Here is a 19,825-nt window from a genome sequence, read left to right on the forward strand (position 1 = left end):
ACTTGGCAAGAAATATCAAATTATAATAACTAAGTTTGTCAAAACGCTAGTGTCTTATAACGAGAACTTGGGTACGTATTTTTGAGAAGTTAGGCTGTAGTATCCCCACTCTCCGACATAAGAAAAATCACATAGCACATTGCCTGGATGTGTAATGCTAATATTCTCTGAACCTGGTGGTCTTAAGTGGGCTGGAGTCCCTTGTATTAATAGATAGTTACATTGTGTATAACCGGTTCCTGCACTCACAGCAGTGGAAGTACTTAAAGCGAAAGCTCCTGCAAAAGCGATGATCGAGCCTAGTAATGGTTTTCTCATAGTAGTTTCCTTTACAATAACAAAGATAAAAACTAGTTAATACCAAAACCCACAAGACATCAACATTTTAAAATAATACCAATCCGCTTAACTAAGAGATCTATTTTCAAGCAAGAAAACCTTGTCGATAGTTCCGCTCTCGCGTCCTGCTACCGCTAAGGTACCTACATCCATGTAGGCAAGGCAAAAATTTCGTTATTTAGTTGTTCTAAATGAGAAATTTTTAACGCAGCTATCGTCAGGTTTAATCTTTCAAAATGATTAAGTGTTATTGCGGATTAGTATAAATTAACATTTCAATGGTGAGTTATATTCAACCACGTTATTGATGAGTAAAGCATGGCTCAAAATTTTATTCTAATGGCACAACGAACTTAGAAATATAAATCACACAAACAAGCAGCTTAGAATGAAAAACGTTCTAGTGTAATAACTATTGATTGGGATAATTTCTATTACAAGGAGTTGCCAACAAACACGAATGCAACTTCATGAAAACCATTGGTATCTTTGTATTTTCTTTAGATTTGATCATGATATGGATAAGTGTTTGAAGTAAGGACGTATTCTGATCTGAAAGTAAGCTTCAAATAAAAGTCTTCGCTGCTCAGCGCTAAATTCACACCAACGCTGAGCAGAATATTTAAGTTTATCGAGTTTTGAAGTGCTGTAAGCTCTGCAGCAGAGCTTCGCTTTCTTCTTGCAGTTTACCGCCGGCTGCATTGGCTTCTTTCATTAGTTCTGACGTGCTATGTGAAAGGTCTTTGGTGGTAACGATGTTTTTCGATACATCTTCCAACACCGTTGATTGTTGATGCGTCGCAGTGGCAATTTCAACTGATTGCATTTGGATTTGCTCTACTTGTGTGGTGAGCTCGGTCAATTTCTGGTGGATTGTCTGCGCATGTTCAACGCTTTCTTCTGCTTGTAAGCGGTTGTTCACCATCACTTCCAACACACGTTTAGTATTGCCGCGCAACGAGTCGATTATAGTTTGAATATTATGTGTTGAATCTTGGGTTTGACTTGCTAATGTCCTAACTTCATCCGCAACCACAGCAAAACCTCTACCATGTTCACCCGCCCTAGCTGCCTCAATAGCAGCATTTAACGCCAGCAGGTTGGTCTGATCTGCTATTTTACCAATCACATCCAACACTTCACCAATGCGATCACTACTGATATTCAACTCTTTTACCAACTCTTCGCTTTCTCTGAAACTGGAAGCTAATTGATTGATTTGTTGATCTGCCTGAGTCGCCAAAGACATGCCATGTTCTACTTGCTGTTTAACCTCAATGGTTGCATCACTTGAACGCTGCGAATTGCGGCTAATTTCATTCACTGCATGAGCAAGCTCAGTGGTTGCAGTGGCCACCATATCAAGCTGAGAATCTTGCTCCCTCACGGCTTGTTCAGCATTCACCATCATTTGCTGCATATTAGCACTTGAAGCTGAAACAGAGTCAGAAACGCGTAGGCTGTTTGATACTATCTCATTGATATTATTTACAAAGCCATTAAATAGTCCCGCTACTCTACCTATTTCATCATCATTTTTGATTTCTAGGCGCTGCGTTAGGTCACCGTCACCATTGACTATCCGAGCCATCGCATCACCCACTTCTTGCAATGGCCTTAAACCACGTTTAATAGACCAAGTAAGCACTAAAGCGATTACAGCGATAAGCACAATCGTCATTAAGATTAACTGCCATATTGCTTGGTTAATTGGTGCATCGATTTTTTGCTGTGGGTAAAGTAACACCAATCGCCAATTCATCAGTGGCTCAGAAACCGTCACCTTGGCTACAGCAGCCAAGTAAGGCTGGTTTTGCCACATCACAGGAAAAAACGACAAATCATCCTCTAGGGTTTCCATAGCGGTAAAACCCGAGTTTCCCGATAATGAATCAAGTTTGTTTAAGGTTCTATCTTTACCTTCCAGTTGTGTATCCGGCAACAGGGTGATTAAGCGACTATCGTGTTGAAACAAGAAGGCATGACCCGCGCCTTGATATTTGGTGTTATTTGCAACTTGGTCCTGAATTGCTTCTAATTTCAAATCAACACCGGCAATACCTATTCTGCGACCATTGTGGTCAAATACAGGCTTTGATATCGCGGCGGAGACTATTTTTGTTCGGCTATCTTCAAACGGTTCGTTAACAACGCCTTGGCGCTTTTCTTCCGTCAGCTGCCACCAGGGGATCTCTGTAATAGGTCTGGTCATGACCTTTTGTGGAATGCGGCCACCTTCATCCCAGTATTCTCGGCTTTTTTCAGGGCTGTAAAATACACTGATGATTTCCGGTTCACTATCGACTACGCGTGATAAAAATTGATTAACTTGTGCATACAGCGGTTCAGCATCAAGTGGTGCCCAAGGCTGAACTCGGCTACTGAGCCATTGCTGCATGGTATTTGAGTCAAAAGTAGTTTGTAGTACTTTATATCGACTGACAAACAATTCGCGCACGTTCGCAGCTTCTGTTTCAATCGCTCTGGCCAAACCGGCTTTAGTTCGCTCGGTGCTTTCAACCTTAACACGGTTAACCGCAATCACGGACAAAACAATAAAAATGACGGAAACAATAGAACAAACACTTAATACCAGCCGCCAAGTCAGCGACATATTACCAAGCATTCCTCGTTGGGATGATTTCATAAAACTACCTAAATACAGCCAAATATCTGAAAAATTAAATTACGGGTAATCGCCACCAAATATCTTGTTTAAATTTGAATAATTTATTTAATATTCAAGCGATTAAGTCATAGTTGCACACATAAACGAGCCGTACCTAATTTTGACACTCAATTATGTAATTACAAAGGCATTTTTTATATCAACTCGTTGTTTGTTGTTTTTTTAATACAAATATACGGCGGGATCGTACTTAATGGTGCGATAATGTACATTTGCTAGCGGTCCTTCATCCCTTTCAACACTCTCAATCCAGATTTAGTATAGAAGTAAAACTAACAGCCTTACCTTAAACAACATAAGATAGAGTAGAACAAATGGGATAAAACGACTTCAGTGTTTTACTGTTGCCGTGTTGTTCGTCGGGCACTTTACTTAGAATGCGCCAGTTTTATACAAAACCGGCGCAGTATAGCAATGACCTTACGGCAAGAGAAGGTACAAGCTTAAAGAATTAGAGCTATAGCTCAATTTCAATACCTAAGGATTAATTTTCACCTTTCATCGTCAATTTGACGCGTTGAATTTGATAATACACCACAGGTAAGATCAACAAAGTTAATAACAAGGCACTCAGCATGCCCCCAACCATAGGTGCAGCAATTCGACTCATGACTTCAGATCCGGTTCCAGTACCATATAAAATAGGCATTAACCCAATAATAATCGTCGCGACAGTCATCATTACAGGCCTAACCCGCTGCCCCGCACCTTCTAGAATGGCTTCAGCTAACTCCTGACGATTTGGGTTATTATTGCTGTCTTTTAACGCAGAGACGGCTTGATTTAAGTACACCAGCATTATCACACCAATCTCTACCGCAACCCCCGCCAGCGCGATAAAACCAACCCCGACAGCCACAGAAAAATTAAAGTTTTCGATATACAGTAGCCACAACCCACCAATCATCGCCATTGGCAAGGTAAGTAAAATAATCGCCACTTCCGTAAAGCTTCTGAAGCACAGGTAAAGCAACACCACAATAATTCCGAGCGTCAAAGGCAGTACCACACTGAGCTTAGCTTTAGCCCGTTCCATGTATTCGTATTGACCCGCCCAAGTCAGTGAGTAGCCTGGGGGCAGCATCACTTGCTGTTCTACGACCTGTTTCGCTCTGTCAACGTATCGACCAACGTCAACACCGCTGATATCTATAAGTGTCCAGCCATTAATCCGAGCATTCTCGCTTTTTATCCCCGGAGGACCATTTTCAATTAGAATATCTGCCACATCTCCCAAAGTAATATTCAGCCCTGATGACGTCACAATGGGCAAGCTTTGCAAGGCCTCTGGCGAGTCTCTGTAAGCTTGAGGATAGCGTAAACTGACCGGATAACGTTCTTGTCCTTCTACGGTTTGCGTTACATCCATGCCGCCAATTGCAGTCGCCACAACTTGTTGCACATCGGCAATGTTTAACCCAAACCTTGCCGCTTTGTCGCGATCAATATCCACTTTTATGTAACGCCCACCTGCCACTCGTTCAGAATAAACAGATGCAGTGCCTTCAACATTCTGCAGCGCTTGCTCAAGTTGTTGACCAATTCGTTGGATCACCTGCAAATCTGGACCTGCTACCTTAATCCCGACAGGTGTTTTAATACCCGTTGCTAACATGTCGATCCGAGTCTTAATTGGCATTACCCACGCATTGGTTAAACCTGGAAACTTAACTAATTGATCAAACTCAGCTTTAAGCTTTTCAGTTGTCATGCCTTGACGCCACTGTGAACGAGGCTTCAATTGAATGAAGGTTTCAATCATGGTTAAAGGTGCCGGATCCGTGGCGGTCTCTGCGCGGCCAATCTTACCAAATACAGTTTTGACTTCAGGCACGGTTGCGATCAATTTGTCGGTTTGTTGCAATAACTCTCTTGCTTTACCGATTGAAATACTTGGGTAGGTCGTAGGCATATACATTAAATCGCCTTCATCGAGCGGCGGCATAAATTCGTTGCCAATTTTATCTAACGGATAAAAACCCACACCGGTAATCAATAGCGCCAACAGCAAAGTAAACTTCGGAAACCGTAATACTTGTCTAAGTACAGGCGTATAAATGGCTATTAAAAAACGATTGATTGGGTTCTTATGCTCAGGCATCACCTTACCCCGAATAAAATAACCCATTAATACTGGAATGAGCGTAATCGCCAAACCTGCAGATGCCGCCATGGCATAGGTTTTCGTATAAGCCAATGGAGCAAACATGCGCCCTTCCTGTGCTTCCAAAATAAACACTGGTAAAAAACTCACAGTGATAATAAGTAAACTAAAGAACAGGGCTGGGCCTACTTCTGCGGCTGATTTAGTTACGATTTGCCAGCGGTTTTCATTGGTTAACGGTACTTTTTCCATGTGCTTGTGCATGTTTTCTATCATCACGATTGCACCATCCGTCATCGCACCAATGGCAATTGCAATGCCACCTAGCGACATAATGTTGGCATTCACGCCTTGGAAATACATGACGATAAAAGCCACTAAAATGCCTAAAGGAAGCGTAATTACCGCCACAATGGATGAACGTAAATGGAACAAAAAGACTAAACACACAACAGCAACCACAGCCAGTTCTTCTAGCAATTTACTCCATAAATTATCCACCGCGCTGCTAATCAAATTTGAACGATCATAAACCGTCACTACTTCAACGCCTTCCGGTAAACTATTTTGCAATTCGGCGAGACGTTGCTTAACACCATCGATAGTTTGTTGAGCATTTTCGCCAAAACGCATCACCACTACAGCACCGACGGTTTCTCCTTGCCCGTTGAGCTCAGCAATACCACGGCGCATTTGCGGGCCCATATTAACCGAAGCAATGTCCGCTATCGTTAATGGCGTTCCTTTTATTGCCTGCCCCAACGGGATAGATTCTATGTCACCAACACTTTGAATATACCCACTGCTGGTCACCATATATTCTGCTTCAGCCATCTCTATGACCGAGGCGCCTGACTCTTGATTACCTCTTTGCAGTGCCTGCTGAACATGCTGTAGCGGAATGCCATAAGCACGCAATTTGTCCGGGTCAACTTGTACTTGGTACTGACGCACCATCCCACCGATTGGTGCTACCTCTGACACCCCGGGCACAGTTTGTAATTCGTACTTTAAAAACCAATCTTGAAGGCTGCGCAATTGGCTTATATCGTGATTGCCACTTTTATCGACCAAAGCATACAGGTATACCCAACCCACACCAGTTGCATCTGGACCTAGCTGTGGTTTAGCACTTGCCGGAAGTTGTGAGTCAACTTGACTCAAATATTCCAACACTCTACTGCGAGCCCAATAAAGATCAGTATCATCGTCAAAAATGACGTACACATAAGAATCGCCAAAAAATGAATAGCCACGAACAGTTTTAGCGCCTGGTACCGACAGCATCGCTGTAGTCAATGGGAACGTGACTTGATCTTGCACCACCTGTGGAGCTTGGCCCGGATAGGAGGTTTTTATAATAACCTGTACATCCGACAAGTCTGGAATCGCGTCTACGGGTGTGTTTTTGACCGCAAAGATCCCCGCAGCTGTGACCATCACGGTGAGTAAAATCACAAAGAAGCGATTAAATACCGACCAGCGAATAATAGATTCGATCATATCGCTTGCTCCTTAGTGCGGATGTGCCGAGTGTTCAGCTTTGGGCTGTATTTCAACAATGATAAATTCATCACGTACTTCAAAAGTAAATGAGACTGCCATTTTTACGCTCAGTTGCTCCAACGCGACACTCTCGTCGACCATAAAATCCATGGTTGCCGGTGGACGCTGCCACTTTTCAATCGCCTCGCGAGAGATATTCAAAACTCGACGCTCCAAATCAATGCGATTGATCACACCATCTACCGTCGCACTTGCGACGTTTGACTCGGTCTGTGAAGCCGCTTCCATAATGTGGATACCTGTAAGTAAATAGCTCCCGTCTGAGTATTTTGTTACTTCAAAATGCAAGCTTTGCCCTGTAGCGAGTTGTTCAAAATCTACGGTTTGTGCCACTTCAAAATCCATTACCATAGATGGCCACTGCCACTCTTCTACAGGACCATGTTCAATGTTTGCAATGCGCTTTTCGCTATCAAGATGGTGAATTTTTCCTTCCATCCACAGCGAATCCTCAGATTGCGACGGCTGCATTCGCAAAAAGTCTGAATTAATACTGGATTGTGAATCAATCAAGAAATGTGCAGAGGTCACTACCACGTCATCAGCCAGCAGACCATCGATGATCTCAATACTATCTTTGCCAACATGCCCAAGCGTCACGGCCACCGACTTAAATACCCCAGGCTCTAACTCAACTACCACTCGGTCTTGATCCGCGCCTCGGATCACCGCTTGTTTGGGTACCTGCAGCACATTTTCACGTTGATTCGCATGGATCATTACGTTGGCAAACATGTTGGGCTTTAACGTACCATCATGATTACTAAAACGCAGTCTTACTCTGAGCGTTCGCGTTTTTTCACTGAGAGAGGGATAAATATAATCGACTTTGCCTTGCCATTGCCTTGCAGGAATAAAGTCTAATGTCATTGTCACAGCTTGACCTGCCTGAACTTGCATTGCATCACGTTCAAAAACGTCAGCTTCTACCCAGATTTCATCTAACTTGGCAATACTCATCAACGTCGTGCCTGGCTGGACATAAAATCCTTCTCGAATTTTAAGACCATCAACCACCCCTGACTGGCGAGCATAAAAAGTAATACTTTGGCTAACTTTAGTCGTACGCTCTAGCGTCTTAATAAACGCGTTACTGAGCTGCAATGCACGCAAGCGTTCTTTTGCAGCATCAATAAGGGCTTGGTTATTGCGTTTCAGTGCTATTAAAAACTCTTCCTGAGCATTCACTAATTGAGGCGAATACAAAGTATAGAGCGGCTCTCCTTGCTGCACCGGATCGCCTTCTGCTTTAACAAATAATTGTTCAATCCAACCAGCAACACGGGGATGGATATGTACCAAGCTGTCTTCATTATACTGCACATAACCTACCGTAGTTATCTCGTGTTCCATTACAGTAACACTGGCTTTTGCCGTTTTTACTCCGAGGTTGTTAACCACATGAGGCGCGATTTCCACCGCACCTTCACCATATTGTTCGGTGCTAGATGCTTCTTCATAAACAGGCACGAGATCCATGCCCATCGGTGATTTCCCTGGCTTATCCCTACGATAGTTTGGATCCATGGGAGCGACCCAATACAGTGGTTGCTTTTCACCGCTCGCTTGCTCGCCTGAACCACTACTTGGTTGTGAAAATTGACTACCCAAAGTGACTCCCAACATAAGCATGATCAGGGCAATGATGATCGTTGTGGTGTGTTTATTCATGTGAGACTCCCTGACTGTTTGCTTGAGCTAGGTAATAGTTACTGCGCACGACGGCTTTAAGTAAATCAATATCAATGGCTAACGCTGCTTGTTGCGCACTCAACATAGCAATACGCGCTCTGACAACTTCCGAAAAGTCGCCATCATCATTGGTATAGGCTGTAAGTGCAGCTTCAGCTTGTTCAATACTTTGTATAACAATTGCTTGCTGATAAAGTGACTGCCGTTTTTTTAGACGCTCAATAACCTCTAACTCACTCATTAAACCGGCATACAACCTTTTTAAAATTATCATTTTATCGGTTTTTACTGCTTCTAATTGCGCTACTGCGGCAGCCTTAGTTTGGTCTTGCTTATTGTCTGTAAATAACGGCACATCAAACGTAACACCTACCGAAAAGAAATCCGAACGTGACGCCGAAGACGGTGCATCATCTCGGTATGCATAGCTCGCATTTACGGCAAACTGTGGCTTATAAGCTTGCTCCGCTAGCTGAATAGATTTCTTTGCTCGTTCACTATCAATATCAGCCGCAATAACTAACGGGTGCTTCAGCAAAGAGTGAGCTAAATTTATAGGCCTATCAGTTTGATGTAACAGCTCAGGTTTGGCGAATGGAATAACGGGTAGCTGGTCAGCGACTTTAGATACCGTGATTAAGGGACCTGCAGGAGCTAATGGATCTGCTTCTAACCACTGTGCGAGTTTTGCTTTTGCGTTATTAAATCGTTGCTCCGCTGCTATGTTTTTATCTTGTAACTGGACAAGTTCTAACTGAGAGCGGATCACATCCTGTTGACGAACAGCCCCCAAGGCGCTCGAGTAACTAGCGTTGGCGATGTCAACCATCTGCTCAAAAAGTGCAGTGTCTCGATTGATTAACGCCAAGTCATTTTTTGCGTGTAGCATGTCTAACCAAAGTAACGACACCTCTTTTTTTATCAACGCCATTCGTGCTTCGTTTAACAAGGGAACTTTTGCGGCGCCTAGCGCTATTTCCTGACTTTGATACGTTAAACTGTCTCCTCTTGGTAGGGCCTGAGTAACTCCTACAGCCAACTGAGTCATTGCTTCTTGATTAAATGAAAAGCTATCAACTGGTAAATTCATCATCTTTACAGAAACTTGAGGATCAGGGAGTGTATTGACTGCGATACTCTTCGCCTCAAGTGCACGTTTACGAAATTGATTGCCCTGTAACTGACTGTCTTGTGCAATGGCAACACGAATTGCTTCGTCAAGATTTGATATCGCGGCAAATGCCGGAAACGCAAACCCAATAATACTTAAGCTCAGTGATACCGATATCAACTTACTCAGCTTAAGCAAAGTTGCACGGTTTATATCATTAACCATAGTTGTATGCTGAAATGAATATTTCACGCGTTTTTCCTCTACGCTAACCGTTCAGGTGACTTACCAATACCCATTGATTCAATTGGTATAGCAATTAATGTAGATAAGCTATGAACGATCTAAATTAACTCGAAACTATATAACTGGGAATACGGACCAAACACGTCATTAAATTCAGACGGTTCTATCCTGTTTTAGGCTTGAATAGGAGGTTTATACAGTGAAAGAGAAATACGTTTGATTTCACCAGAAATAAATATCGATTTGGTGAGTTGTTGCTTGAGGGTCAGAGCCAAATCATCATTATGATACAGTGCAATGCTCGGCGAACAGGCATGAGCCACACAATTACAGTCAGCACATCTTGAAATGTCTGACTCGCAGCAATCCATCTTTTCCATCATCGCATGAAGCTCAGTATCTTCGATGTCGTTGACAGCAATGTTGCTTGCGCCAGAATGATGTTGATCGCAGGTTGAATCACTCACAGTCATGCCCTGCCCCGAAAAACTCGCAGTCAGCATAAATAAAATCATGAGCCTAACAATCAATTTCAATGTCAATTCCAACCAGTAAGATCTTGGCAATAATAAGCTTGGAATGACACAAATTCAAGCTATTTTCTCACCGTTTGTTGTGCGAGAATAGGGACCTTAATCTCAAGGAAATGAATAAATTATGTTTAAAATTTCTCTGTTTTCGTTATTGGCACTAGGCGTTTCTGGTGCGGCTTATGCAGACTATGGCATCACAGTATATGGTGGCAAAACAATAAGTGAAGATCTGCTTACCACTTTGAATCAAACTCATAAATTTGAAGATGAAAGTCATTATGCATTGAGTGTCGATCGCTACGTCCAAGATGGACGCTATGGCCTTTATTACGCTAAAAGTGATATCGAATTGACTGGCTCACCGCTTCACCAAATTCGCAACGAATATTTACTTTTTCAAAGTGCAGTCATACGTCCGCTTGTGGGTGATCTACATGGTTATCTTGGTGCTCAATTAGGTATCAATTACATGGACCCAAATTTTTTGGAAGCCGATACCTTTTTTGCATCAGGTTTATACGCAGGACTTGAGTATGCAGTGGGTGCTGGATTTCATGTAAGTAGCGAGATCCGTTGGCTGGCAACATTGGTCGACAATAAATCAACGGTTTCATGTGACACGAATCCAGAAACAAAAGATGTTTGCAGTTGGCAATTTGATGGTGACGTTTTCCACCAATATCAAGCGAGTCTATCAGTCAGCTATCGCTTCTCTCTGTAACTTTTTTGCCACAGGTGCAACTCTCCCTGTGGCAAAGTAGCCTTTCTCTGTCAGAACAAATTAAACATGTAAAACGTTGCTACGGATCTTAATCAACACTTTTTAAACCTAAGTTCATGGCTAGGCCGAGCCAAGAGACTCCAAATTGAACCTGCTGCATAAATAAAAGACCGATACGTTTCCCCGCCGCTAAACACCATACTAGCCGACACCTAAAGTGCACTCAACTCATGTTAATAACATGTACCAAACTTACTAAGCAAACTAAAAAATGTTAAAACATGTAAAAAAACGAATCGAAAAAACAAACTTTAAAACCACCAAAATCAATTACTTAAAAATTTAAAAACCAAACATTGTAATTTTATATTTACATTTAAGTTAATATCACGTTAAGTTAATTGCAGTGGAATAGTTTATTTTCACGCCAATCCAGTTATGGTTTGTATGGTTTTTATTCAACAACAACATGTAAAGGAAATTAAAATGAGTAAATTGAGTGTACTCAGTATTGCTGTACTTGCTGGTCTTTCATCTTCAGCAATCAATGCAGCAGAAATTAAGGCAGTAGATAAGAGCAAGGCAGTTCCAAATAACTACATCGTCGTTTTCGATACTCCTTCTGTAGTCAATCCTAAAGATGGCAAAGCAATTTCAGCTTATGCCAAAAGCCAAGCTCGCGGCCTTGCAAACAAGCACAACGTAAAAATCGCACGTGAGTTTAACGGTGTTATCAATGGCGTTTTGGTTGAAGCAACACCATCTCAACTCAAGCAGATGGTAAGAAACCCTAACATCGCCTACATCGAGCAAGATCAAGTTGTAGCAATCGAGCCTACATTCACTACAAATGGTGACCAAAGCAGCCCAACTTGGGGTATTGACCGTGTTGACCAACGCGATCTACCTCTTGATTCAAACTATCATTATGACTATGACGGTTCAGGCGTAACGGCTTACATTATCGACACCGGTGTTCGTATTTCTCACAATGATTTCGGAAACCGCGCATCGCACGGATACGATTTTGTGGACAATGACGCTGATGCGACAGACTGTAATGGTCACGGTACACACGTTGCTGGTACAGTTGGCGGTAGCGCCTATGGCGTTGCAAAAAATGTCAACGTGGTGGGTGTTCGCGTATTAGGCTGTGATGGCTCTGGTACTTTCTCTGGTGTAATCGCGGGTATTGACTGGGTGAAAAACAATGCATCAGGCCCTTCTGTTGCTAACATGAGCTTAGGCGGTGGCGCATCACAAGCGGTCGATGATGCTGTAAACTCAGCAGTTGCATCGGGCGTAAGCTTTGTCGTTGCAGCTGGTAACGACAACAGTAATGCTTGTAACTATTCGCCAGCGCGCGCCGCAGATGCGATTACTGTTGGCTCAACAACAAGCAGCGATTCACGTTCTAGCTTCTCAAACTATGGTACTTGCCTTGATATTTATGCACCAGGTTCAAGCATTAAATCAGCATGGTACAACTCAGATACAGCAACAAATACCATCAGTGGTACTTCCATGGCTGCGCCTCACGTAGCTGGTGCGGTAGCGCTATACTTGGATGAAGATCCTAGTTTGTCTCCAAGTCAAGTTGATGCGTTACTAAGTGCTCGCTCATCTAAAAACAAAGTAAGTGACGCGAAAAGCGGATCACCAAACGAATTACTATTTAGCTTAGCTGATGGCACAACTCCGCCAGATCCTGAAATCATTGAGCTGACTAATGGTCAAGGCAAGAGTGCTGCTGGTGCTTCAGGTTCTCAGACTTTTTATAAGTTAACTGTACCAAGTGGTGCATCGTCTCTAGAGTTCAACCTATCAGGCGGTACCGGTGACGCAGACTTATACGTACAACAAGGTTCTAAGCCAAGTAAGAGCACTTATCAGTGTCGCCCTTACCAAAACGGTAACAATGAAACTTGTAGCTTTAACAATCCAACGGCTGGCGACTGGTTCGTTATGCTAGACGGTTATAGCGCTTATTCTGGTGCAACTTTAGTTGGTACTTATAGTTCAAATCCAGGTGGTTGTACTGGTAACAACTGCCTAGACAATGGCGTACCTGTTACCAACCTCTCTGCTGCTGCAAGCGGCGAACTTGTTTACACCATTGATGTGCCTGCAAATGTGACTTTGGCAGTGAATATATCTGGTGGTAGTGGTGATGCAGATTTATATGTGAGAAAAGGTGCTGAACCAACGAAAAGTACTTACGACTGTCGTCCTTACCGTAACGGTAACAGCGAAAGCTGTAGTCTGACGTCAGGCCAAGGTGGTACTTATTATATTAAGCTTATCGGCTACACAAGCTTCTCAGGTGTGAGCCTAGTCGCTAGTTACTAATAGACCTACACAAAACTAACCAAGCGGGCTTTTGCCCGCTTTTTTGTTGTCTCGACTTTATGTCTAAGCACTTGGTAACGCTCCTAGCTGAAGAGTCTAAAATAACTATTTACATAAAAGAACACTTGTACTATTTTGTAAATAGTACAAGTGTTCTTTTATGGTGCAAAATGAAATTTAGTTATTTTAATAATGGAAACGAAGGCCTACTTAATCGTTTTAGTCTGAGTGTAACTGGCACCATGTGCCGAACGATGCCATCTGTGACCTCTAGGCTTGGACAACTGCTGTTGATGAGCCCTCACGGGAAAAGGAATTATAGTTTTAACTACAAGAGGCCTAACAATGAAATAAATATTATGACTTCACTAGGTCGAGTTCACATTAATGTGTTTGGGGTAGGCAAAAAAACCGTGATACTTAGCCATGGTTGGTCAGATAATAGCAGTTGCTTTGATGCTTTGATCCCTGAGCTGGTCAGTTCTGGATACTGTGTAGTCGCCATCGACCATGTGGGTCATGGATTATCTGCTGGAAAACGTGCTCATTTGTTGGCCTTTGTTGAAGCACTTGATGTGTTAATCGAACGCCTCGAACATGAACGTCACGATATTGTCGCATTGATAGGTCATTCAATGGGCGCTGTCGCAATAATGAATTTACCAGACTACCGCTTAATGGGTAGACGACTCGTTAATATTGCAACGCCTGTGCAGTTTTTTGAATTAATGTTCTCTCGAGTAAAGCAGTCTGGAATTTCCGAGTTGATGCTCAAACAGGTATTAGAGCGGATCACCGCCAAGTACAATACTAAATGGCCAGCATTGGACACGCGTTTCGGACAAGCTATTAGCAAATTCAAACCTAATTTTATCCATGATGAGCAAGATAAATTTGCACCATTTGCTGACGTACAATTACTCGTCGAACAGCATTCAACACCACTGTTCTCTACCTCGGGACTTGGACATCGCCGCATTTTAGGAGATACTTCGGTAATCAAGCACATCACCAAACTAGTGTCATAGATAGATGAACAAAGGCGAAAGAACAAGACAAGCAATTTTGGAACAGGGCATGAAATTTGCCAGTCAATATGGTCTTGCCGAAGTCACTATTGGAAATATGGCTAAACGATGCAGTTTATCGCGCACCGGCCTTATTTCCCATTTTGAAAATAAAGAAGACATGCAAATGGCGATACTTGATTACTGTGAAGCCCAGTTTTTTGAGCATGTCGTTGAGCCCGCACGTGATCCTGATCCGCTAGTGCAACTAAAAAAGCTATTTACTATTTGGGCTGAGTGGACCCAAGAAAAATACAACGAAGCACATATGAGCTGCCCGTTTGTTAAAGCTTTGGTTGAGTTTAATTGTCATCTAGAAAGCCCCATTAGGGAAAAGGTAACAGAGCAACACAATCGTTTGTTTGCTTATATCAAACACAAGATAAGCTTGTGCATTGAAGCAAAACAACTAACCCGTGACATAGATCCCCAAGATTTAGCTTATCACTTGTATAGTCTCTATTTAGGACATGCCGTTGCCAAAAACACCGTACTGAGTGACAATGCCAGTGATATTTTTACCAGACAAATTACGCATATTTTAAACTCATATCAAACCGCAAATACCTCAGACTAAGGAAGCCTTATGTCGGTAATATTACTCTCCCACATCGATAATGATCAAATTGAACAGCTAACGACACTTTATATCAATACCTTTTCCGCGCCGCCAAGGAACGAAGTGATTGACCGAAATACAATCACTGCATTAATGAAAAAAGAAATTACGGAAGGGGAAGTGCGCATTCTTATTGATGAATCTGGCAAAAATATTATCGCCAGTTTATCCGTAACACCAATTGAGCATTTCAAAGACAGAGATCAGTTTAACTTGCACACTGGGCTGTATATTTCCAACTTTATGGTTGATGGCCAGATCCGAGGCAAAGGCTTAGGAAAGATATTACTTGCAGACACGTTAGCTAAAGCATCCCAGCCAATCCACACACGCTGTCGAGAAGATGCAGGAGCGGTCAATCATCTGTTTCAAAAGTCTGGCTTTGAGTTGGTGGCGACTTACACCACCAGCATGAATAACTCGATTGCTAAGCGGAATATCTATACCTATTTTCCTAAATAACCTCAGCTGCGTATCAGGGTTTTGGTAATCCAAAATTGAGATGGCACTTAGTTTTTAACATCCAATGATGGTATTTCGCTCAATATCAAGGTGTTTTTGCGAGGTAATAGCCAGCTATTACCTCGCAAAAACAACGAAGAGTGTGTGCAAAATAGCTTTATTAGGCAAATTTGCTTATGCGCAGCTGAGGTTAAATAACAGCGTTAACCATCAGTTGTGCTGCTTGCAGCACGAGACAGGCGATCATTGACTGCTCGCCACTGCTCAGTGACTGGTGGTTGTTCAACCACAATTCTTTTTGCATGCAGTTTATCTAATTCATATAAAGTAACGTATAACTTACTTCCGTATGTCGCCGCATCTTCCCCTAAAAATCGCCACTGCTTGTCAGAGATAGCAGCTTGCATAACCTGCTCTTTCACCTTGCTTGAAGACAGCACGTATTGAGTATCTGCAATCTTTCCATTGTACACTTCTGTAAGTAACTCTGCGGGACTCAAAACTGCAAGTGGAGTATTTGGTTGATAGTGAGCTTTAACATTACCAGGAACTACCTCAACATGCTCATACGGCACTGCAACTGGACAGCCAAGTACGTTCTCAAGTTGTGCTTGGGCAATTGGACCTGCCCTTAAAATGCGAGGCGTCGCTGATAGTAAATCAATAATGGTCGATTCTAATCCATGCTCACAAGCACCGCCTTCTAAAACTGCTGCAATACGGCCATCCAACCCTTCCAACACCTGCTCTGCGATAGTCGGGCTCAATTGCTTGTAGCGATTTGCCGAAGGCGCTGCAAGCCCACCGTTTAGCTCCGTTAATACCTGCAAAAATAGTGGATGAGCAGGTACGCGCAAGCCTATTGTGTCTAATCCACCGGTAACCACATTGGAGATATGGTCAGCTTTTTTAAGCAATAAAGTCAGTGGTCCGGGCCAGTAATGTGCAGCAAGTAAATATGCAGCTTCAGGAATATCCTTTGCCCAACGCTCGATATGGGTAACGTCAGGGATATGCACTATCAACGGATGGTTTTTAGGTCGTCCTTTCGCTTCGAATATTTTATTCACAGCAGTATCATTACTTGCATCAGCTGCCAAACCGTATACTGTTTCAGTTGGCAACCCAACACACTCCCCCTGTGTTAACAGAGCGACGGCTTCAGATACGGCGTGTTCGCCTTGCAATAATGATGTTGATAAGATTTTGTGCATGAATTACTCACGGATATTAACGAATTAGCATGTAAACTTTTGCTTTATCCATATTACGTTACCTAACTGATGAATGCTCCCAGTTAGATTTCCTGAGCTGTTTTAATAGCGAGCAACGGTCTTTGATGTTGAGCTACTAAAAATCAACCATAGGCAATAAGATAAAACGCGCGCAATTTTACCCGAACAACACGGAAACGCCATATTCTTGATAAGAAAAATGCTTAAACTTCACTAATCAACGTAACCAGTTAAAGGCACGTGCTAAGAATCCCCCGGCATTGTCAGTTACTATCATGCCATGGGACATAATGACGATGTCTGGTTGCCAAGCCATTATCTTTTGCGCATGTTGACGCGCAGTTTCCTTATTAAACATAAAGGTTAACCGCCAATCTAAAGGCGTTTTACCGTTGGGTGCCAAAATGCCGATAAACTGAGCGACTAGCTTTTGCCACCAGTTAAACTCTTGTCCCGAGAAGTTCTCGATTAAATCAGTCAAAATCAGCACTTTGGAAGCTGGATGAAAGAAAACACACTCTTGCATTGAAAAAGAACCGGTAAAAAGTTCTTGCGAAAGCTCGGCTTCCCATGGCCACTTTCGGTTTAGATTAAAAGAACCGTTAAACCGCAAATCTTTGCGTTTATTAATGACTTCTTGAGTGCCATAACTTTGCGCTTCAGGGTAGGCGTCGAGCCAGTCGCTAATGAATAAATGATGCAGATGATTTGGCGCAATTAGGTATTTAACTTCGCCTAACTCGAGTAATTTCAACTGTAATTCTCGGGATAGTCTTATGGGACTGTGGATAAATAATTCACCGTTTTGTAATCGCACTATCGTCATCCTGGTGGCATAAGGCATCTTACAAAACGACACCACTTCCCCCTCTACAACCCAAATATCTTCAGCCACTTTGTTCATCACTTTTCCTTGTCTAAAACCGATCACAGTACGTACCTAAAATAGCACTTAACCCACTTTTTAGTCCCTAATTTGCGTTAAACGAACTTGAATAATTGTCAATATCATCAATCAAACACACCAAAAACTGTTATATAAAACGGGAAATCCCCAAAAACAGAACAATCTACTTTATTGGAATAATGCCAGTTTTCGTAATAAAAACATCAAAAATTTCAAATAAGATATTTCAAACCCACCAAAATGAAACATAAAAAATCCACAAAATTAACAAAAGCACTCAAAAACAAAAAAACCTCACAAATAAAAAACAACCCAACTGTAAAAATATTATTACAGCTAAGTGCATAATAATTAAAGGTTATGAAATAGGAACAGATCACAAACAAAGAGGTCCAACCAGTATCTTTTTTCACCCCAAAGGTTGATTTCACACCGTATCTCAGATTAATTCTAGATGGACTTTGAGCAATAACTCACTTTAAGGATACAACATGAAATTAGCACTAATTACAGCTGCGATGCTTTCGAGCGCAGCTACCTCTGCGTTGGCTAGTAGCCAACTTGATATCGAACAACCGGAGCTAAAGCCTAATATTGTCGGCGGCGTAGAAACCCCTGCATATTCAAGACCATACCAGGTTGCACTTTTGATGAATGGCCGCCAAGGCTGTGGTGGTACACTGATTAGTCCAAATTGGGTTTTAACAGCCGCACACTGTTTGGACAGTGCCTCTACTTCAAGCCTCACTGTACGTGTTGGGGCTCATTCATTAAGCCGTGGTGATGGAGAAACGTTAAGAGTATCTCAGATTATTAGCCACGAATACTGGCGTGGTTCAAACGGTATTCAGTCAGGTTACGATATTGCCGTATTACGCTTAGCCTCACCAGCGTCAAGCCAATATGCTCCAGCAAAACTACCGACCACAGCAATTGCCAATCAGTATGCAGGCGTTGGCGCTGACGTTACTGTTTCAGGCTGGGGTTTAACTTCAAACCGAGGTCGTCCAAGTGATGTACTTCGTGAAGTGGATCTGCCAGTCATCTCGAACTCAAGCTGTAGCAGCCAACTAAGAGCTAACATACCAAATTCAGTTATTTGTGGTGGTGGGCCTAATGGTACATCTGCCTGTAACGGCGACAGCGGTGGTCCATTTGCAGTGCGAGTGGGTAGCGATTTCTACAGTATCGGTACCGTTAGTTGGGGAATTGCTTGTAGCGGTGCGACTGCATTTACGCGTACCACAAGCTACCTAGATTGGATTGAACAAAAAACAGGTGTAACACCTCCAAACGGCGGTGGTACTGATAACAAGCCTGTAGCGGATTTCACCTACAGCATTTCTGGTCAATCTGTTCAATTTACAGATAAATCAACTGATGACAAAGGCGTAGATTCTCGCTCTTGGAACTTTGGTGATGGTTCAACTTCTACTCAGGCGAATCCTAGTCACACCTATCAAACTGATGGCACGTATACAGTAACTCTGACGGTAACTGATACCAAAGGCCAAACTGATACCACATCAAGCTCGGTTAAAATTGGCCAACCACCAACATGTGCACCAGCATGGGATGCAAGCGTCAACTATGCGCTTGGTGACAAAGTTTCATTCCAAGGTTCTGTTTATGAAGCTACCTGGTGGTCAACAGGCGCAAGACCTGATCAGTATTCTAACGTTTGGAAAAAAGTTGGTGACTGTAACGGCTCGGATGATCCCGCTCCAGTAGCCGCTTTCTCAGCAACCGTATCAGGTCTAAGCGTTGCATTGACTAACTCGAGCACTGATAACGGTCAAATCGTAAAGCATCAGTGGAACTTTGGTGACGGTCAAACAAGCGCTTCGGTATCTCCTAGTCACACTTATGCAGCGGCTGGTACATATACAATTAGCTTAACTGTGACTGATGACAAAGGGCAAACTAATACTGCTTCTCAGTCTGTAAGAGTTGGTACAACTGGTGGCTGTGCACCTAGCTGGTCAGCAACTGAAGTCTACTTACAAGGCGATAAAGTGTCTCAAAATGGTATTGTTTACCAAGCACAGTGGTGGACACAAGGCGATTCACCAGCTGAATCTGGTCCTTGGGGTGTTTGGCAGGCAGTAAGTACTTGTAACTAAGCCTTTAGTAGTTATCACTATTAGCTTTTAATCTCAGTCCCAGTTAATCTATATGCTTCTTT

The 19,825-nt window shown here is 42.7% G+C and carries 14 protein-coding genes; 6 read left to right on the forward strand and 8 right to left on the reverse strand.

Annotated features, from left to right (window positions below):
- Nucleotides 1-54 precede the first annotated feature (54 nt).
- The 6 genes from ACSLBF_RS21100 to ACSLBF_RS21125 form a co-directional block, all read right to left on the reverse strand.
- Nucleotides 55-318 carry a hypothetical protein gene (locus ACSLBF_RS21100; protein WP_440056609.1) on the reverse strand — a complete coding sequence of 88 codons (264 nt, stop codon included), beginning with the start codon at nt 316-318 and terminating at the stop codon, nt 55-57.
- A gap of 649 nt (nt 319-967) precedes the next feature.
- Nucleotides 968-2,986 carry a methyl-accepting chemotaxis protein gene (locus tag ACSLBF_RS21105; RefSeq protein WP_440056610.1) on the reverse strand — a complete coding sequence of 673 codons (2,019 nt, stop codon included), beginning with the start codon at nt 2,984-2,986 and terminating at the stop codon, nt 968-970.
- A gap of 526 nt (nt 2,987-3,512) precedes the next feature.
- Nucleotides 3,513-6,635: an efflux RND transporter permease subunit gene (locus tag ACSLBF_RS21110; RefSeq protein ID WP_440056611.1), complete on the reverse strand. Its 3,123-nt coding sequence runs from the start codon at nt 6,633-6,635 to the stop codon at nt 3,513-3,515.
- A 12-nt stretch (nt 6,636-6,647) separates the two neighbouring features.
- Nucleotides 6,648-8,369 carry an efflux RND transporter periplasmic adaptor subunit gene (locus ACSLBF_RS21115; RefSeq protein ID WP_440056612.1) on the reverse strand — a complete coding sequence of 574 codons (1,722 nt, stop codon included), beginning with the start codon at nt 8,367-8,369 and terminating at the stop codon, nt 6,648-6,650.
- Nucleotides 8,362-9,753, reverse strand: coding sequence for a TolC family protein (locus ACSLBF_RS21120; RefSeq protein ID WP_440056613.1), 1,392 nt, complete (start codon nt 9,751-9,753; stop codon nt 8,362-8,364). Before ACSLBF_RS21120 ends, ACSLBF_RS21115 begins: the two co-directional genes overlap by 8 nt.
- A 167-nt stretch (nt 9,754-9,920) precedes the next feature.
- Nucleotides 9,921-10,283, reverse strand: coding sequence for a hypothetical protein (locus ACSLBF_RS21125; RefSeq protein ID WP_440056614.1), 363 nt, complete (start codon nt 10,281-10,283; stop codon nt 9,921-9,923).
- 121 nt (nt 10,284-10,404) lie between these two features.
- Here ACSLBF_RS21125 and ACSLBF_RS21130 point away from each other — a divergent pair, with 121 nt between their 5' ends.
- The 5 genes from ACSLBF_RS21130 to ACSLBF_RS21150 all read left to right on the forward strand — a co-directional run bounded on the left by ACSLBF_RS21130 (nt 10,405) and on the right by ACSLBF_RS21150 (nt 15,498).
- Nucleotides 10,405-11,001, forward strand: coding sequence for a hypothetical protein (locus ACSLBF_RS21130; RefSeq protein WP_440056615.1), 597 nt, complete (start codon nt 10,405-10,407; stop codon nt 10,999-11,001).
- 486 nt (nt 11,002-11,487) lie between these two features.
- Nucleotides 11,488-13,350: a S8 family peptidase gene (locus ACSLBF_RS21135; RefSeq protein ID WP_440056616.1), complete on the forward strand. Its 1,863-nt coding sequence runs from the start codon at nt 11,488-11,490 to the stop codon at nt 13,348-13,350.
- Between the two features lie 359 nt (nt 13,351-13,709).
- Entirely contained in the window at nt 13,710-14,378 is a 669-nt protein-coding gene (locus ACSLBF_RS21140) for an alpha/beta hydrolase (protein ID WP_440056617.1), read from the forward strand.
- Between the two features lie 49 nt (nt 14,379-14,427).
- Nucleotides 14,428-14,994, forward strand: coding sequence for a TetR/AcrR family transcriptional regulator (locus ACSLBF_RS21145; protein ID WP_440056618.1), 567 nt, complete (start codon nt 14,428-14,430; stop codon nt 14,992-14,994).
- Nucleotides 14,995-15,003: 9 nt separating this feature from the next.
- On the forward strand, nt 15,004-15,498 hold the full coding sequence (locus tag ACSLBF_RS21150; protein WP_440056619.1) for a GNAT family N-acetyltransferase: 495 nt from the start codon (nt 15,004-15,006) through the stop codon (nt 15,496-15,498).
- A 203-nt stretch (nt 15,499-15,701) separates the two neighbouring features.
- Here the strand turns inward: ACSLBF_RS21150 and ACSLBF_RS21155 are convergent, their stop codons facing one another.
- Nucleotides 15,702-16,712: an L-threonylcarbamoyladenylate synthase gene (locus ACSLBF_RS21155; RefSeq protein WP_440056620.1), complete on the reverse strand. Its 1,011-nt coding sequence runs from the start codon at nt 16,710-16,712 to the stop codon at nt 15,702-15,704.
- 238 nt (nt 16,713-16,950) lie between these two features.
- A complete protein-coding gene (locus ACSLBF_RS21160; RefSeq protein ID WP_440057049.1) occupies nt 16,951-17,637 on the reverse strand; it encodes a DUF4336 domain-containing protein in 687 nt (228 codons plus the stop codon).
- A 494-nt stretch (nt 17,638-18,131) separates the two neighbouring features.
- Here ACSLBF_RS21160 and ACSLBF_RS21165 point away from each other — a divergent pair, with 494 nt between their 5' ends.
- Nucleotides 18,132-19,763, forward strand: a complete 1,632-nt coding sequence (locus ACSLBF_RS21165; RefSeq protein WP_440056621.1) for a trypsin-like serine protease — start codon at nt 18,132-18,134, stop codon at nt 19,761-19,763.
- Nucleotides 19,764-19,825: the final 62 nt, after the last annotated feature.

This window comes from Pseudoalteromonas sp. T1lg65 (assembly GCF_051930985.1).
In the GTDB taxonomy this organism is placed as follows: Bacteria; Pseudomonadota; Gammaproteobacteria; order Enterobacterales; family Alteromonadaceae; genus Pseudoalteromonas.

What these genes read in the sequence shown, in the direction of transcription:
- ACSLBF_RS21100 (WP_440056609.1), bottom strand. Translation starts at nt 318, where the DNA reads ATGAGAAAACCATTACTAGGCTCGATCATCGCTTTTGCAGGAGCTTTC.
- ACSLBF_RS21105 (WP_440056610.1), bottom strand. Translation starts at nt 2,986, where the DNA reads ATGAAATCATCCCAACGAGGAATGCTTGGTAATATGTCGCTGACTTGG.
- ACSLBF_RS21110 (WP_440056611.1), bottom strand. Translation starts at nt 6,635, where the DNA reads ATGATCGAATCTATTATTCGCTGGTCGGTATTTAATCGCTTCTTTGTG.
- ACSLBF_RS21115 (WP_440056612.1), bottom strand. Translation starts at nt 8,369, where the DNA reads ATGAATAAACACACCACAACGATCATCATTGCCCTGATCATGCTTATG.
- ACSLBF_RS21130 (WP_440056615.1), top strand. Translation starts at nt 10,405, where the DNA reads ATGTTTAAAATTTCTCTGTTTTCGTTATTGGCACTAGGCGTTTCTGGT.
- ACSLBF_RS21135 (WP_440056616.1), top strand. Translation starts at nt 11,488, where the DNA reads ATGAGTAAATTGAGTGTACTCAGTATTGCTGTACTTGCTGGTCTTTCA.
- ACSLBF_RS21140 (WP_440056617.1), top strand. Translation starts at nt 13,710, where the DNA reads ATGACTTCACTAGGTCGAGTTCACATTAATGTGTTTGGGGTAGGCAAA.
- ACSLBF_RS21145 (WP_440056618.1), top strand. Translation starts at nt 14,428, where the DNA reads ATGAAATTTGCCAGTCAATATGGTCTTGCCGAAGTCACTATTGGAAAT.
- ACSLBF_RS21150 (WP_440056619.1), top strand. Translation starts at nt 15,004, where the DNA reads ATGTCGGTAATATTACTCTCCCACATCGATAATGATCAAATTGAACAG.
- ACSLBF_RS21155 (WP_440056620.1), bottom strand. Translation starts at nt 16,712, where the DNA reads ATGCACAAAATCTTATCAACATCATTATTGCAAGGCGAACACGCCGTA.
- ACSLBF_RS21160 (WP_440057049.1), bottom strand. Translation starts at nt 17,637, where the DNA reads ATGAACAAAGTGGCTGAAGATATTTGGGTTGTAGAGGGGGAAGTGGTG.
- ACSLBF_RS21165 (WP_440056621.1), top strand. Translation starts at nt 18,132, where the DNA reads ATGAAATTAGCACTAATTACAGCTGCGATGCTTTCGAGCGCAGCTACC.